The sequence below is a fragment of the Clostridium aceticum genome, assembly GCF_001042715.1.
In the GTDB taxonomy this organism is placed as follows: Bacteria; Bacillota; Clostridia; order Peptostreptococcales; family Natronincolaceae; genus Andreesenella; species Andreesenella acetica.
This window is the reverse complement of sequence record NZ_CP009687.1, coordinates 2,641,161-2,655,166: the sequence shown is the minus strand read 5'-3', so window position 1 is coordinate 2,655,166 and position 14,006 is coordinate 2,641,161. Positions and strand designations below refer to the sequence as shown.

At 36.1% G+C, this 14,006-nt stretch carries 14 protein-coding genes; 12 read left to right on the top strand and 2 right to left on the bottom strand.

Translation table 11 applies throughout. The features are described 5' to 3' along the window. Positions 1–190 precede the first annotated feature (190 nt). From CACET_RS12340 to CACET_RS12310, 7 genes are all read left to right on the top strand, one after another. Positions 191–1,234 carry a GerMN domain-containing protein gene (locus CACET_RS12340; RefSeq protein WP_052661411.1) on the top strand — a complete coding sequence of 348 codons (1,044 nt, stop codon included), beginning with the start codon at positions 191–193 and terminating at the stop codon, positions 1,232–1,234. 159 nt (positions 1,235–1,393) lie between these two features. Continuing rightward, positions 1,394–2,338 (top strand): ABC transporter ATP-binding protein, encoded by a 945-nt coding sequence (locus CACET_RS12335; RefSeq protein WP_044824764.1) that lies wholly within the window; start codon positions 1,394–1,396, stop codon positions 2,336–2,338. A 1-nt stretch (position 2,339) separates the two neighbouring features. Beyond that, positions 2,340–3,071, top strand: a complete 732-nt coding sequence (locus tag CACET_RS12330) for an ABC transporter permease (protein ID WP_044824765.1) — start codon at positions 2,340–2,342, stop codon at positions 3,069–3,071. Then, positions 3,068–3,754, top strand: coding sequence for an ABC transporter permease (locus CACET_RS12325; protein ID WP_044824766.1), 687 nt, complete (start codon positions 3,068–3,070; stop codon positions 3,752–3,754). The genes CACET_RS12330 and CACET_RS12325 overlap by 4 nt, the downstream gene beginning before the upstream one ends. A 92-nt stretch (positions 3,755–3,846) precedes the next feature. Next, complete coding sequence (locus CACET_RS12320; protein ID WP_044824767.1) at positions 3,847–4,953, top strand: sensor histidine kinase; 1,107 nt, start codon at positions 3,847–3,849, stop codon at positions 4,951–4,953. A 21-nt stretch (positions 4,954–4,974) separates the two neighbouring features. After that, entirely contained in the window at positions 4,975–5,580 is a 606-nt protein-coding gene (locus CACET_RS12315; protein ID WP_044824768.1) for a response regulator transcription factor, read from the top strand. A 222-nt stretch (positions 5,581–5,802) separates the two neighbouring features. Continuing rightward, positions 5,803–6,000 (top strand): cold-shock protein, encoded by a 198-nt coding sequence (locus CACET_RS12310; protein WP_044824769.1) that lies wholly within the window; start codon positions 5,803–5,805, stop codon positions 5,998–6,000. A gap of 99 nt (positions 6,001–6,099) precedes the next feature. On the opposite strand, the gene CACET_RS12305 is transcribed toward CACET_RS12310, so the two are convergent. Further along, entirely contained in the window at positions 6,100–6,774 is a 675-nt protein-coding gene (locus CACET_RS12305) for a TetR/AcrR family transcriptional regulator (protein ID WP_044824770.1), read from the bottom strand. 201 nt (positions 6,775–6,975) lie between these two features. On the opposite strand from CACET_RS12305, the gene CACET_RS12300 reads away from it, so the two are divergent. The 5 genes from CACET_RS12300 to CACET_RS12285 all read left to right on the top strand — a co-directional run bounded on the left by CACET_RS12300 (position 6,976) and on the right by CACET_RS12285 (position 12,172). Then, on the top strand, positions 6,976–8,136 hold the full coding sequence (locus CACET_RS12300) for a uroporphyrinogen decarboxylase family protein (RefSeq protein WP_044824771.1): 1,161 nt from the start codon (positions 6,976–6,978) through the stop codon (positions 8,134–8,136). A gap of 16 nt (positions 8,137–8,152) precedes the next feature. Beyond that, complete coding sequence (locus CACET_RS20515) at positions 8,153–8,296, top strand: hypothetical protein (protein ID WP_156778861.1); 144 nt, start codon at positions 8,153–8,155, stop codon at positions 8,294–8,296. A gap of 272 nt (positions 8,297–8,568) precedes the next feature. Further along, a complete protein-coding gene (locus CACET_RS12295) occupies positions 8,569–9,207 on the top strand; it encodes a cobalamin B12-binding domain-containing protein (protein WP_044824772.1) in 639 nt (212 codons plus the stop codon). Positions 9,208–9,296: 89 nt separating this feature from the next. Beyond that, positions 9,297–10,688 (top strand): MFS transporter, encoded by a 1,392-nt coding sequence (locus CACET_RS12290; protein ID WP_044824773.1) that lies wholly within the window; start codon positions 9,297–9,299, stop codon positions 10,686–10,688. An 89-nt stretch (positions 10,689–10,777) separates the two neighbouring features. After that, positions 10,778–12,172, top strand: coding sequence for an SLC13 family permease (locus tag CACET_RS12285; protein WP_044824774.1), 1,395 nt, complete (start codon positions 10,778–10,780; stop codon positions 12,170–12,172). A gap of 155 nt (positions 12,173–12,327) precedes the next feature. On the opposite strand, the gene CACET_RS12280 is transcribed toward CACET_RS12285, so the two are convergent. After that, positions 12,328–13,683 carry a YjiH family protein gene (locus tag CACET_RS12280; RefSeq protein WP_044824775.1) on the bottom strand — a complete coding sequence of 452 codons (1,356 nt, stop codon included), beginning with the start codon at positions 13,681–13,683 and terminating at the stop codon, positions 12,328–12,330. Positions 13,684–14,006 lie beyond the last annotated feature (323 nt).

The following is a 14,006-nucleotide window of genomic DNA, read 5'->3' as shown; positions in this document are numbered from 1 at the left end:
GCATCGACGATCTATGTATAGTTTATATTTGTTTGATCAAATTGTCAAGATATAAAAATTCTTTAATGTCTCTGTTGAATCAGTCTCCTTCAGTCCCTCAAAAGAAGTTGATTTCACAGGATCTTCTTCTCTAAGTGATATAAAACATTTAAGATGGGTATATTAAAACTAAAAAAGAGGGTGATAGTAGATGAAAAAATTAGCTATCTTATTGTTTGTTTTAATTTTTCTTGCAGCGTGTCGGACTCAAACTCCACCGGAAGCTCCTCCGATAGATGATAATGGTGAACTGGAAAAAACGATTGAAGATTTTTATCCTTTTTTGGCCAACACTTATTTCACTTATGAAGGAATTGGGATGGAGTTTGCAGAAAGGGAGACTTACTTTGACTTTATAGGTAATGAGAGAGCGCAAATTCGTACGCATACCACTGGGACAACCGTGGTGCAGATACTAGAGTATCGTGAGGGAGCTTTAGAACTGGTTTTAAGTCGTGAAGAAGCCTATTATCTAGCAGATTATACGGATGCAAATATTACTGAGGAGAGAGAAATTCTTTTGATGGAGCCTATTCAGGTGGGGACAAATTGGACATTGCCAGATGGGCGCACAAGGGAAATAACAGGAATGAATGTTGCTATTGAAACTCCCTCCGGCAACTATGAAGCATTAGAAGTGACGACAGAAGGATCTGAAAACACACAGACAAAAACCTATTATGTTGAGGGGATAGGTATGGTGCTATCGGTTTTTGAAACCGAGGATCATGAGGTAGTTACAGCCCTTGCAACCATTGAAAAGGAAACCGACACTACTTATTTACTTCGTTGTTATTATCCTGACTTTGAAAGTGAGCAAGTGATTTATAGGGACTTTGACATCTTTTTTCATACCAATGATGAAATTGAACCCATATATACGGAGTATCTGCAACGTTCCCATAGTGAGTTTATATCTCCAGTATTGAGTGAAAATGTTACACTGCAATCTTTTTCATATAATGCTGAGGAAGAGCTGGTTATAGTAGATTTATCAAGTAACTTTGTCAATGAAATGAATCTGGGGGCTGGATATGAATCATTGGTGATCCAAAGCATTGTAAATACAGTAGGATTTAATTTTGGTGTTGAAAAAGTGGTGCTTACCCTGGATGGAGCGCTTTATGAGTCTGGGCACCTTCAGCTGCAAGAAGGGGATTATTTTGAAGTGAATTATGGAAATGAAGCTCTCTAATATGCTATACCTTGCATACATACAAAGGCTGTAGATGAATGTTGTTCATTTGCAGCCTTTAAACTTATGTATTACATTCATTACATTTGTCACTACTCAGTATGAAACCTACTTGATAAGATAATGATATAAAATAATCTTATTTAGGGAGGTACTTTTATGGCTATCGCATATATGAAAAATATAGTGAAACGATATGGTACACATTTAGCGCTAGATCATGTTGATCTTGATATTGCTGATGGAGAAATCTTAGGGTTATTAGGGCCCAATGGGGCAGGAAAAACTACTTTGATTCATTCTTTAGCAGGTTTAGTTTCCGTCGATTCTGGAGAAATCCATGTATTTGATAAATCACAAAAAAACCATATGCTTGAAATCAAGCATCAAATTGGACTAGTTACTCAGGAGATCACTGTTTTTGGGGACTTAACCGCCAGAGAAAATCTGCAATTTTTTGGTGGTATTTATGGTTTAAAGGGAAATAAGTTAAAGGAACGTGTAGATGAAACACTAGAATTTGTTGGTCTCGCAGAGCATAGTAAGAAGCTGCCTGCTAAATTTTCAGGAGGTATGCAAAGGAGATTGAACATCGCCTGTGCCCTTGTCCATAGACCAAAGTTTTTAATTATGGATGAACCTACTGTAGGGATTGATCCTCAATCCCGTAACCATATTCTCGAAACTGTGGGGGAGCTAAATCGTCAAGGTACAACCATTCTTTATACCACGCATTATATGGAGGAGGTTCAAGCCATTGCCTCTAGAGTAGTGATTATGGATCAAGGGCATGTCATCGCTCAGGGAACTATAGATGAATTGGTGGAAAAAATTCAGCATGAAGAAAAGATCAAGCTGGAGGTGGCAGAGCCCACAGAAGAGCTTTTAGAAAGACTTCGTAAACTTGATGGGGTGAAACAGGTAACACAAATGGGTAAGAAAATACAAATTATCTCCCATGTAGGGTCTGGCAATCTTGATAGAGTGCTTTCTATTGCTAGGGAAGCTGGGGGTGTGCTTTCTATTAGTGCAGAAAAACCCACTCTGGAGGATGTATTTTTAACCCTTACTGGTAAACAATTAAGAGATAAGGGGGAGGAGTAAGATGATTTTAAGGACTAGTTACTTTATGTTTCGCAGAATGCTTAGAGGATACCTTGGGATGATCATATTGTTGATAACCCCTTTGGCTTTGATCACTGTACTGGGGATGATAGCAGGTAATGCAGTAGATGCACTTGGCGTGCCTGTCATGAATGGCGTTGCACTAACTATGGTTCTAGGCTTTCAGCTTTATGGGGGATTTTATACAATGGAATATGTTAGAGATGATTTAATTTCTTCTAAAAAATGGCGAATGTACTCTCTGCCATATCAGGCACATCAACATGCTTTTTCCATCCTTTTCACCTGCACCGTATTTAGTGCATTACAGGGAACAGTTATGGTTTTCTTTACCCGATGGGTATATGGTGTTGATTGGGGTAATATGGTATTAGTATTAATAGTATTACTGACGCTCTCCATGCTAAGCCAGCTGGTATTCTTAGTCTTAGTGCTTGGAGTAAAAAACTATAAGTCTGCAGAGAGACTAGGTACAGCATACGGCCTAGTGTCAATGGCTTTAGCGGGAGTTTGGTTTCCTATGCCGGACACTGGAGTTTTGGGCTTTTTATCTTCCTATGGAAACCCACTTTCTCTAGGGCAGAATGCGGTTTATGCCCTTATGGTTGGAGAAAGTATGGATAAAGTAGTGATAAATCTAGGTATTCTAATAGCAGCTTCAGTGGCAATGGTAATGGTGGCTACCTATATTGGAAGGAGGAAATTGGCATGACCATATTTACCTTTGTTTTTAAGCGTTTTTTCCGTAAACCCTCCAATGTCGTGTTTTTGTTGATTCTACCAATAGCTTCTGTATTTCTACCGGTTGGGGAGTGGCTTCCGATACCTCTAGGTTTTCAATATTATGGATTATTACTATTGTTTATCGCTGCTAGGCTAGCAAGCGTTATTATGGAAGATCGAATGAATAAGACATTGCTACGAATTGGGGTAGCACCAGTAACGCATTTCCAATATTTATGGCAAAACCTTCTAGCCTATTCCATTATACTAATAGCAGTAAACCTTGTGGTGGTAATAGTTGGTGTAGCTGTACATGGTGGAAAATTAATTTCTCCAGTGCTGCTATTTATCATTTACTCCTTCTTTTCTATGACAGCCATTGGACTTTCTTTGGCTTGGTATTCTTTATTTCGTAACAAAGAGGCAGCCACTAGCGTATTCGGTGGTGTAGTCATGTTGATAGGTATGCTGGGGGGCGTGATGTGGCCTGTTGAAATTATGCCGGAACTCTTGCAACGTATAGCTATGCTATTACCTACCTACTGGTTAACTGAAGGGATCATACTTGTTATAAGTGGTGCCTCAATAATTGATTTAGGACTTCCTTTGGCTATGATGATGATGTTTAGTATAGCATTTTTATTATTGGGTAGTAGAAGAAAGTTGGCGTGAATACCTTTCATTGTATTTGTTCAACCTAAGGATAAATGTCATACTGCTTTTATATAGATGAAGGTGAATCTTGCAAAAAGGTGTGTAAAAATATGACGAAGGAATGGGAAATATGGACTCCACAAGCTAGTATTGTTCTTTGGCGGATACTAGGACTATTTCTGCTGTGCATGTTATGGCTAAGGGACCATGATAGTGAAATAGGGGTAGTCCTTTTGCTATTTTTAATGATGATGGCAGTAGCTCGTTGGCGCTTTAGCTTATCTGGATGGATGGTAATCATTGACCAGGCCGCTTGTTTAGTCACGATACCATTTTGGTCCTATGCCGCCTTCGGGCTAGCTATGCCATTGTTTGAAGGAATGCTTATAGGAAAGCTGTGGTTTTTAGTACCTGGACTTATTTGGATGTTTATTTATTTTCAGATGTCTATACCTTTAATTGCTGTCCTTGCTGTAGCAGTGCTTTCAGGATGGACTATTCGCAGCTGGTCTTTAGAAACCAATATATATCGACAAGAAGCAGACCAACAGCGTCGGGATCGATATGAACTGGAAAGCTTGAAAGGTGAATTATTGTTAGCCAATGTTCAAACAGCTAGAATGGCAGAACTAGCTGAACGGAATCGGATTGCTCAGGAATTGCATGATGATGTGGGGCATGAACTTACTGCTGCTGTATTGGCACTGCAAGCCTTTGAACAGCTATGGAAGGAAGAAAACCCTTTGGCCAGGGATATGTTTGTTCAGGCACAACAACGCCTCTCCAATAGTGCTCTTTATTTAAGGGAGAGAGTACATAATATGAAACCAGTAATGATGATAGGGCTTGAGGGACTTAAGGCAATATGCAACGGATTTACTATGTGCCCCATCCATTTTCAAAGCTATGGAGATACTTCTAGCGTACCTGCTTATTTGTGGAGTATACTTGAACCCTGTTTAAAGGAAGCTTTAACAAATGCAGCACGTCATGCGAAAGCCACAAAAGTAAACATATCTTTAGATGTTAACCCTCACATTGTACGATTATCTATACATGATGATGGTATAGGTGGTAGTGGGGATAGCGATGGTATAGGAATTAGAAACCTTCGACAGCGGGCTAAGGCTGTAGGTGGCAGTATATCCATTGATACAGACGAGGGATTTCAATTGATATGTGTTCTACCAATGGAAAAAAGATCACTGAAAGCTTGAAGGCTAAAGGAGGAGGGTAATATGAAAATCTTAATCGTAGATGATGATTTATTGGTATGTCAAAGTCTTCAGATACTTCTTTCTCGTGAAGAGGATATGGAGGTGATGGCTACAGCCAGCAATGGAGCTGAAGCCATTGCCTGTTGCCAGTCCGCATTGCCGGATGTGGTATTAATGGATATAAGGATGCCTGTTATGGATGGGATACAAGCCACACGACAGATTAAGAAGGATTGGCCTCAGGTTCGGGTGATGATGCTGACCACCTTTCAGGATGAACAAAATATCCGTCTTGCCATCTTAGCAGGGGCCGAGGGCTATTTAATTAAATCCACAGAAGTTTCTAGTATGGCACAGCAATTACGCACTTTGTTTTCAGGTACATCAGTATTAGATGCGGATGTGCTCAAGTCCTTAATGCAGCCTGAAAGAGAAGGATTTGAAGAATTGACTCCTCGAGAGAAGGATATACTAGAGTTGGTGGTACAGGGACTTTCTAATCGTGAAATAGCGGAGCATTTATTCCTTACTGAAGGAACGGTACGCAATACCTTATCAATTATATTAGAAAAATTACAGGTAAGAGATCGGACACAACTGGCAATTTATTATTGGCGAAGGGCTTAGAGCTATAGTGCATACTAAAAACAACTAAAAATAACCAAAAAAAACTTGCCTTGTATAATTAGTTATGTTATACTATATAAGAACTTAAATGAATAGTAAATAATGGAACACCAATATATTTCAATTAGTGCTTAATAAATGTTTTAAGTATACTTATATCGAGATTTTATTAGTGGATTATTACGATGAATTTAAGAATAAAATTTCGGAGGTATATATTATATGAATGGTACAGTAAAATGGTTTAACGCAGAAAAAGGATTTGGATTTATTACAGGAGAAGATGGAAAAGATGTTTTTGCACACTTTTCTCAAATAAATTCAAGCGGTTATAGATCACTTGAAGAAGGTCAAAAAGTTTCTTACGACGTAGTTCAAGGACCAAAAGGACCTCAAGCAGAAAATATTACTGTTATTTAATTAAGTGAACCAGTAAATATTAAACCCCTTAAATAGACACTATTTAAGGGGTTTTTTGTGTACTCTTAGAAGTCAAGGAAGTACTAAGGAACTTCCTGCCTAACTTTCCTGAGTTAGTTTAAAGTAATCTGTTAGCTTCACATCAATCTTTTTATAGGTATCGTATGAAACATGAACGATATCATCAATCTGATCCTCTTTTAATTTCATAAAACGATACATGTTGCGTATTTTATATTCACATAGTTCATTTAGTGTCATGTTAAAATAATTTTCCACATACTTACTAACTAATCCCGTGGTAAGTGATGCATTTGCAACACGAATTAACTTCACTTCATTTGGCGTAATGTTTAAGTTATAGGTGTTGACATGTAACTTATAAAAAAACTCCACAATTTTTGTATTTTCATCTACTAAAAAGTTTTCTTTACATATTTCATAGTAGAATCTTCTATAGCGCTCGTCACCTAAAAGTAAATTAAGAAAAATCCAATTTTCAACAGCTGTTGCATACTTTAATTCATAATTGTTGAACTCCTCACTCATTATTCGCTTTACGAATTCCTTCACTTCAATAAGAAAATAACCATAGATCGTGGAAGCGATATTTTTTTTGCTTTTATAGTGATAGTGAATAAGGCCTAAGTTTACATCAGCTTCTTCACAAATTTTTTTACAGGAGGTATCGGTGTAACCATTTTCTACAAACAACTTTTTTGAAACAAATAGAATTTTATGTTTTGTGTCCATGCCTTTTTTATATTGTGCCATAAAAAAACTCCTTTCCTTAAAGAAGTATAACATATTTTTGATACTCGTTGACAAAAAAATATTGCAATATTGAAAAAAATGTAATATTATATAGATATAAAATTATACGCGTATAATATCTTAATTTTTAAAAAAAATTTATTAAAATGAAAACGTTGTATTTTATGTAAAACTTTACAATCATAAAAAGGGGGAAAATACATGACGGATATCAAACAACTCCAAAAGGATAGACAACAACTATTTACGGATCTGTACGAAGGAAGGATTCCTAAACGAGTACCTATTATGTACAATATCGGTTGGGAAGCAGCTATACAACTGGCAGGTTACGATTTAAAACAAGCACAATGGGACAATAGTATTGTTTATGATGTGTATGATAAAGCTTGTTCAAGACTTTACGGGGACTTAATACCTGTAGCAATGACTCTGCGAAATCCTATGCATTATCAAATGTTAGGATCTAAAGCTATCATTATGTCTAGTTCGGGACAAATGCAGCATCCTGAGATTGCATGTTTAGAACCATCGGAATATGATGAATTTATTCAAGATCCTTATAAAATGATGGTGGATAAATTATTACCAAGATTATACAAGGCATTAGACGTATCCCCAGGACAAAGAGCACTTGCTTTAGGGAAAGCATTTAAAGCATATAATGATGAAGCTGGCTTCTATGTTGGCACAATAGGGAAAATTGTTGAAAAGTACGGTTATGCTGCAATACCTACCCATGGTTTTGGAGAGGCACCTTTTGATTTCTTAGCTGACTTTTTACGTTCCTTCTCAGGTGTTAGCATGGACGTAAGAAGAATGCCAGAAAAGGTTATAGAAGCTTGTGAAGCTATTACGCCACACATGATTAAGTTATTGGTACATATGAATCCCAATCCATCTGTTTTGAAGAAGGCCTTTATACCATTACATATGGCACCTTACTTAAATCAAAAGCAGTTTGACAAGTTCTATTGGCCAACCTTTAAAAAGGTGATTGACGCTATGGTTGAAGCGGGTCAAGGGGTAGACCTATTTGTAGAACATGATTGGATGAGATATATTGATTATCTTGCAGATCTTCCTGGTAGAGTCCGAATGAGATTTGAGTATGGTGATCCTAAAATCATTAAGGAAAAGCTTGGAGGAAAGCATATTATATCTGGGTTATATCCACTAACACTGCTTAAAACTGCTACGAAGGAAGAGTGTATTGACAAAGCTAAGGAGTTAATAGATATTTTAGCACCTGGCGGTGGGTATATGTTTGAGTTTGATAAGTCCGCTTTAAGTATGGATGATGTCAATATAGATAACTTAATTGCAGTAACCGAGTATGTTAGAGATCACGCAATCTATTAAGAAGGGAGGTAAAAAGATGCAAATAAAGTCAGAATATTATCAAACCTGGGAAGAGTATAAGGCAGAGAATCCTATCGTCAGCGACGAAGGTTTAAAGGCTGACAAAATACAGAATTACGAAGAGCTTATGTATAAGTTTATATTTTCCCTCTTTCTGTAGGAAGTATTTCTCAGTAAAAATGCACAGATGCTTTATTCAATAGCCAAACGTTGCTAAGACCTGCCTTTATCGGCTACTGATAAGCAGCACTAAGCTATTGAATAAAGCTTGTGCAAAATAGTAGGTCCAGACTTCTTTAATAAAACGTCTATGATTTCCAGTAATTATTTATAATTTCTAACATAATAGTTTAATTATTTGTACAAAACTTATGTATTTAATGATAAACTTTATTATATATAGATATTATAAAAAAGGAGGAGATCATAGATATGGCTAAGTGGGATCAGTTGACAAAAGCAATAGGTGACTTAGAAGAAAAAAAAGTAATGAAAATACTTAATAAATTTGTAGCTACGAATCCATCAGATAAGGAAGTCCAAGAAGTCATTGATGCATGTCATAAAGGAATGGCTAGAGTAGGAGATAGTTTTGAAAGAGGAGATTACTTTGTGGGAGATTTAATTTTCTCTGGAGAAGTACTTTCCGAAGCACTTGATTTATTAAAGCCAATTTTGAAAAACGATACTTCTGCCAAAACAGGAAAAATTCTTTTAGGAACTGTTCACGGGGATTTACATGATATTGGTAAAAACATCTTTAAGAGTATGGCAAGTGCTGCCGGTTTTGAAGTGTATGATATAGGAATAGACCAATCAGTAGGTGCCTTTGTGAATAAGGTAAGAGAAGTACAACCAGATATTGTTGGTATGAGTGGTGTTTTAACAGTGGCTTTAGAGGCTATGAAGCATACTGTTGATGGTTTGAAGGAAGCGGGCTTGAGAAATGATATAAAAATTATTTTAGGTGGTAATCCTGTCACAAAAGAAGCTTGTCAATATATCGGAGGGGATGCATATACCACCAATGCAGCTGAAGGAGTTAGAATATGTCGAGGCTGGATTAAATAATATTACTAAAAATTAATTTTAGATTATTGTTACAATTCAAAATTAAATTGTAACGCTGCATCATAAATAAACAATTAAAGGGGGATATTATGGAAAATGTAAGTAAGTCTTCAAGTACATCTTTAAAAAAGTCTATTATTAATCTCTATGGGTTACCATCCTTTGGTTTTCAGTTGTTTGTAAGTATGGAAGTGTTTTACTTTGCAGCATTTTTAACGGATTTTGCAATGCTCCCTGTAGCTTTAGTTGGAACAATCTTAATGGTTACAAGTATATTTGATATTCTTTGGGTACCTACTGCGGGTGTTATACTAGAAAAAAGCAATTTAAAATTTGGTGGTAAGTATCGATCATGGTTATTGGTGGGCCCACCTTTGGCGGCATTGTTTTTCATTTTTCAGTTTGTAAAAATGGGCACACCAAATGTTAATGCTATTATCATCTGTATAGGTTTTATTGTCAGTCATTTGATTTGGAATATTTACTATGGTGCGCATATTGCCATGAACAATTCTTTGACTACGGTAAGAGAAGAAAGAATATCTATGGCATCAAATCGAGGTATGTTTAACTCATTAGGTGCTATCGGATTCTCACTGATTGGTTTTAAACTGGCTACTGCTATAGGTGCACGTATGGGTAATCCGTCTATTGGCTTTACACTTACAGTAGTAATTACAGGAACTATTATGGTTCTTAGTAACTGGATTTTGTATTCTATGACAAAAGATTATGCACATTCTGGAACGACTACACAAACAGCTAAACAAGAAGATAAAATGTCTACTGGTGAAATGTTAAAGCAAATTGTTGTCAACCCACCATTGATCGGACTTATGTTAGCTGAGTTGGGAAGATACTTAGGAAGATTCGTAATCTTTGGTTTAGCGTTTTATTACTTTAAATATGTTGTTGACAATGTAGCAATGATCACTATATTTATGACAGGATTAAATGTAGTTTGTTTCTTTGGAGCTATGCTTACAGCACCTCTTGCTAAAAAATTCGGCGAAAAAAATACGTACATTTTATCTCTAGCTTTGTTTATCATCGGACTAATGGCTGTTTGGATATTACCAATGAATTATTTATCCTTCATGATCGTTATGTTTGTAGCTTATTTAGGTTATGGTATGCCTGATGCTTTAGGTGTGGCAATGTATTCTGCTACTGTAGATTATGGCGAATGGAAGACTGGAAAAAATGCTCGTGGGTTTATCATGTCTCTAATCAGTTTCCCTATAAAAGTAGCGATTTTCGTAAGAAGTATTGTTATAACAGCTGTGTTAGCTTCTGCTGGCTATGTTGCAGATATGGCAGCAACACCTGAACTAATAAGAGGAATCAAAAATGGTATTGCATTAGTTCCTTCTATATTTATCGGTGTAGGTTTAATCATCATATTAGTACTATATAAAATTACACCAGAAAATTTAAAGGATATGCAAGAAGAGATTGCTGCTCGTAATGCCGCTAAATAACTAAAACTTGTATACTAAAACAATGTAGAAGGCGCAAAAAATACAATATGTATATATGCGCCTTCTATTATATCAACGGAGGTAGTTATATGAAAAAAATACAAGTGCTTGGTTTATTGTCAGCAATTACCATTTTAATTGGTATGAACTTTATTCCAACTAGTGATATATTAACGGTAGCAGGGAGAAATACCTTAGGAATTCTTATTGCTGTGTTGATACTATTAATAACAGAGCCCATACCTATAGGGGTAACCTGCATACTTGGTATTGCATTATTGGCACTCTTTAAGGCAGTACCTGGTATTCCTGGAGCCCTAAGTGGTTATACAAATCCTATTGTTTTCTTCGTCTTAGTATCCTTTGGTATTTCTGCAGCCATAACAAAAGTTCCATTATCCAAACGTCTGTTGGTGAAAATCATGTCTTCTTTTGGCAAAGATGTCAAAAGGATTTTGTTATCCATTATGATCTGTGCGGCCTTGATATCATCTATTGTTTCTAATGTAGCTACTACGGCGGTGTTTATTACCATTACGCTACAGTTTTTGAATATTTATACCAATGAATCAGAAAGAAAGGCTACTGGAAAAGCATTTATGATTGGATTACCAGTAGCAAGTATGATTGGTGGAATGATTACCCCTGCTGGATCATCATTAAATTTAATGAGTATAAATTTATTGGAGCAATTAACTGGTATAAGGATTACTTTTGTACAGTGGATGGTTTGTGGGATACCGATAGTCCTTATTATGCTTCCTTTAGCTTGGCGTATCATTATCAAGATATATCCTCCAGTAGAATTATCTCAGGAAGATATCCGTCAATACATAGAAACACTGCATGTACCAGCTAAGCTAAGTTTCAGTGAAAGATATGTATTGTCTTTAGTGAGCATTATGTTTGTACTATGGGTGTTAAGTTCTTGGATACCAGCCTTTAATATAACATTAGTAGCAATCGTCGGTTTCTCTTTTCTTTTTTTACCTAAGATCTCTATATTAACATGGCAGGAGTTTTTAGATAGTGTTAGCTGGCCAGCTTTCTTTTTAGTGGGTACTATCATATCAGTTGGAAATGCTCTGGTTGCTAATGGAGTGAGCAATTGGATCACAGCTACAGTACTACCCGAGGCTATTTATCTTCCTGTATATGGGTTGGTTTTTATTGTAGCTGTAGTAGTATTTTCTATGCTAGTATTTGTTCCTGTAGCACCTGCACTAATAACTATGTTGGTAGCTCCCCTAGTTGAATTAGCAGGAATAGCTAACATTAGTCCAGTTTTGATGATTATGACACTGGGCTTATGTGTAGCCAACTGTTATTTACTTCCACTGGATACTGTGCCTCTTCTAACCTACATGACAGGGTATTACAAGATAGGTGAAATGTCCAAGTCTACAGGGTTAATTCAAGTATGTATGATTATGGTAGTAACCATCTGGCTTCCCATAGCTTTATCTGTATTGGGTATATTATAAGAATAGCTGTAATAGTGAAGGAGCTATATCTATTATGAAATAGATATAGCTCCTTTTGACTTTATATCTTTGTTATAGGATTTAAAGTTTCCTATAGAACAACACCAGATATCTCTGATATTGTCAGAACTAATGATGCATATGCTTTGGACAAATTAAAATATAATGTGAGCTACTAATACAATAATTGGCAATGTGATCAGTGTACGTTCAATAAAGATAATGACTAATTCTTTAAAGCTTACGGGAATTTTGGAACCTAATAAAAGTCCACCTACCTCGGACATATAGATTAATTGTGTAACTGAGACACATGCAACGACAAATCGAGTTAATTCACTTTCTATTCTACTGCCTATAACGGCAGGAAGGAACATGTCTGCAAATCCTACGACTAACGTCTGAGAAGCAAAAGCAGCTTCTGGAACCTGTAGCAGCTCTAAAATTGGAACAAAAGGCAAGCCTAACCATTGAAAAACAGGGGTGAACTCAGCAATAATCAGAGCTAGAGTCCCCATAGCCATAACAATAGGGGTAACACCTAACCACATATCTAATACATTTTCAACACCACTTCTAAAGAATTGTGAAGGAGATGTATTTTTGCCAGCTTTTGATACAGCTTGTTCTAAGCCCCACTGAAAGGGTGTATAGTTACCTGGAATTTCTTCAATATTGTTATAATCATTGGTCTTAAAATAACTATTATGTTTATTCGATAGAGGCGGAATTCTAGGAATGATGATACCAGCTACAATTCCAGCAAGTGTTACTGTTAGATAAAACGGAACAAAAAGATGTCCAAGATTAACCTGTGATATTACCACAAGGCTGAAGGTGATGGAAACAGCAGAAAACGTAGTTCCTATCACAGCAGCTTCCCGTTTTGTATAATATCCCTCTTCATACTGTCTGCTTGTTAAGAGGACACCGATGGTGCCATCCCCCAGCCAAGAAGCAATGCAGTCAATTGAGGAACGTCCAGGTAATGTAAAGATAGGACGCATAACTTTACTTAATAAAGTACCTACAAACTCTAGTAAGCCAAAGTCCAATAATAATGGTAAAAACATACCTGCAAATAAAAATACAGAAAATAAAATAGGCAACAAATCATATAGTAGTAATCCACCAGTATCTTCAGACCATATCCATTCAGGACCTAATTGAAAAAGAGAAGAAATGGCAAAAATCAAGCCTAAAATTCTTAGTCCAATCCATAGAGGAGAAACATTAAATAGATTTTTAGCGAATGTTTGGGTACTGATAAACGCGGGTTTCCAAATCATATTGACCACAGTCCCAAGAACACAAATACCCATCAAGGCTGTGACTATGAAAGGAAACAAGTCTGCAAAAGTATCAAGCAATAAGTTGGATAAAATTGCAATAGGGATGGTAATTTCTCCGTGATAGGAGATAGGTGTCATGAATAAAAGTATTCCAAGAAATGATGGAATTAAAAAAAGAAATAAAGATCTGCTGCTGTCACGACGATTAGTTGATATCATATTTAAGCTCCTTTTTTATGATTATAATTATGCAACAGAATATATATTAACACAGACAGAATAAACATACAATAGTTATTTATAATATTCATTTAATATATTACAACGCTTTCATAGGGTAGACAAATGTAGATTATTGGAGAACATCCAAAAAAGTTTTTAGGAAGAAAACTCAAATCATTTTTGCATGAATATTGATGGCTAGGTTATTTTCTGCAAAGTAAGTGGGAGATAACAGTAAGAATTTGGCATTCACTGTTTTATCAAATAAATCTAGGGTAAAGTATAATTACAGGTCATTAGCGTTAACTTAAAACATAATT

What these genes read in the sequence shown, in the direction of transcription:
- CACET_RS12340 (WP_052661411.1), top strand. Translation starts at nt 191, where the DNA reads ATGAAAAAATTAGCTATCTTATTGTTTGTTTTAATTTTTCTTGCAGCG.
- CACET_RS12335 (WP_044824764.1), top strand. Translation starts at nt 1,394, where the DNA reads ATGGCTATCGCATATATGAAAAATATAGTGAAACGATATGGTACACAT.
- CACET_RS12330 (WP_044824765.1), top strand. Translation starts at nt 2,340, where the DNA reads ATGATTTTAAGGACTAGTTACTTTATGTTTCGCAGAATGCTTAGAGGA.
- CACET_RS12325 (WP_044824766.1), top strand. Translation starts at nt 3,068, where the DNA reads ATGACCATATTTACCTTTGTTTTTAAGCGTTTTTTCCGTAAACCCTCC.
- CACET_RS12320 (WP_044824767.1), top strand. Translation starts at nt 3,847, where the DNA reads ATGACGAAGGAATGGGAAATATGGACTCCACAAGCTAGTATTGTTCTT.
- CACET_RS12315 (WP_044824768.1), top strand. Translation starts at nt 4,975, where the DNA reads ATGAAAATCTTAATCGTAGATGATGATTTATTGGTATGTCAAAGTCTT.
- CACET_RS12310 (WP_044824769.1), top strand. Translation starts at nt 5,803, where the DNA reads ATGAATGGTACAGTAAAATGGTTTAACGCAGAAAAAGGATTTGGATTT.
- CACET_RS12305 (WP_044824770.1), bottom strand. Translation starts at nt 6,774, where the DNA reads ATGGCACAATATAAAAAAGGCATGGACACAAAACATAAAATTCTATTT.
- CACET_RS12300 (WP_044824771.1), top strand. Translation starts at nt 6,976, where the DNA reads ATGACGGATATCAAACAACTCCAAAAGGATAGACAACAACTATTTACG.
- CACET_RS20515 (WP_156778861.1), top strand. Translation starts at nt 8,153, where the DNA reads ATGCAAATAAAGTCAGAATATTATCAAACCTGGGAAGAGTATAAGGCA.
- CACET_RS12295 (WP_044824772.1), top strand. Translation starts at nt 8,569, where the DNA reads ATGGCTAAGTGGGATCAGTTGACAAAAGCAATAGGTGACTTAGAAGAA.
- CACET_RS12290 (WP_044824773.1), top strand. Translation starts at nt 9,297, where the DNA reads ATGGAAAATGTAAGTAAGTCTTCAAGTACATCTTTAAAAAAGTCTATT.
- CACET_RS12285 (WP_044824774.1), top strand. Translation starts at nt 10,778, where the DNA reads ATGAAAAAAATACAAGTGCTTGGTTTATTGTCAGCAATTACCATTTTA.
- CACET_RS12280 (WP_044824775.1), bottom strand. Translation starts at nt 13,683, where the DNA reads ATGATATCAACTAATCGTCGTGACAGCAGCAGATCTTTATTTCTTTTT.